This window comes from Pseudomonas sp. NPDC088429 (genome assembly GCF_044753305.1).
GTDB lineage: Bacteria > Pseudomonadota > Gammaproteobacteria > Pseudomonadales > Pseudomonadaceae > Aquipseudomonas > Aquipseudomonas rustica.
This window is the reverse complement of record NZ_JBIVMX010000171.1, coordinates 1-1,359: the sequence shown is the minus strand read 5'-3', so window position 1 is coordinate 1,359 and position 1,359 is coordinate 1. Positions and strand designations below refer to the sequence as shown.

General features: G+C 58.1%; 1 pseudogene. It reads right to left on the bottom strand.

What is annotated here, in order from left to right:
* Positions 1-16: 16 nt before the first annotated feature.
* Positions 17-1,359: pseudogene (ilvB, locus tag ACIP66_RS28755) on the bottom strand (biosynthetic-type acetolactate synthase large subunit); the annotation flags it as partial.

The following is a 1,359-nucleotide window of genomic DNA, read 5'->3' as shown; positions in this document are numbered from 1 at the left end:
ATAATGTGCCGCATGATTAAGTACGCTCCGTCTTGCTCAGCCACATATCGCGCATGGAGCCGTCTTTGATCTGCATCGGATAGACGTGCTCGCTGGTGTCGACCGAAACATCGATGATCACCAGGCGATCCTTCATGGCGAACGCTTCTGCCATCTTCGACTTCAAATCTTTCGATTCGGTGATGCGTACGCCGACGTGGCCGTAGGCTTCAGCCAGCTTGACGAAGTCAGGCAGCGATTCCATGTAGGAGTGCGAGTGACGGCTGCCGTAGCTCATGTCCTGCCACTGACGAACCATCCCCAGAACACCGTTGTTCAGGATGACGATTTTCACTGGCAAGCCGTATTGCAGGCAGGTCGACAGTTCCTGGATGTTCATCTGGATGCTGCCTTCGCCGGTCACGCAGGCAACGTCGTCATCCGGGAAGCTCAACTTGATGCCCATGGCCGCCGGGAAACCGAAGCCCATGGTGCCCAGACCACCGGAGTTGATCCAGCGATTCGGCTTGTTGAACGTGTAGTACTGCGCAGCGAACATCTGGTGCTGGCCCACGTCGGAAGTGATAAAGGCATCGCCCTTGGTCACTTCGCAGAGGGTTTCGATCACGGTTTGTGGCTTGATCAGGCTGCCGTCGCCCTTTTCGTAAGGGAACAGGCCGCGATCACCGCGCCATTCATCAACCTGCTTCCACCAACTGGCCACGGACTCCTTGTTCGGGGTCTCGCCGATTTCCTTGAGGATCGCGACCATTTCGGTCAGGACGCTCTCAACCGGACCAACAATAGGCACGTCGGCCTTGATGGTCTTGGAAATCGAAGCCGGGTCGATGTCGATATGGATGATCTTGGCGTTCGGGCAGAACTTCGCCGGGCCGTTGATCACGCGATCGTCGAAACGCGCGCCGACCGCGAGGATCACGTCAGCATGGTGCATCGCCAGGTTGGCGGTGTAGCTGCCGTGCATGCCGAGCATGCCGATGAACTGACGATCAGTCCCCGGGAAACCACCCAGGCCCATCAGTGTGTTGGTCACTGGCAGGTTGAGCATTTTCGCCAGTTCGGTCAGCGGTGCGGAACCGTTGCCGAGGATCACGCCGCCACCGGAATAAAGCACTGGGCGCTTGGCCGCGAGGAGCATTTCGGCTGCCTTGCGGATTTGTCCGGAGTGACCGCGAACGGCCGGGCTGTAGGAACGCAGCTTGGCTTTCTTCGGGAAGATGTATTCGAATTTCTCGGCCGGGTTGGTCATGTCTTTCGGGATATCGACCACGACCGGGCCCGGACGACCGGATTGCGCCACCTAGAAGGCCTTCTTCATGACTTCCGGGATTTCCGAAGCGTGCTTGATCATGAAGCTGT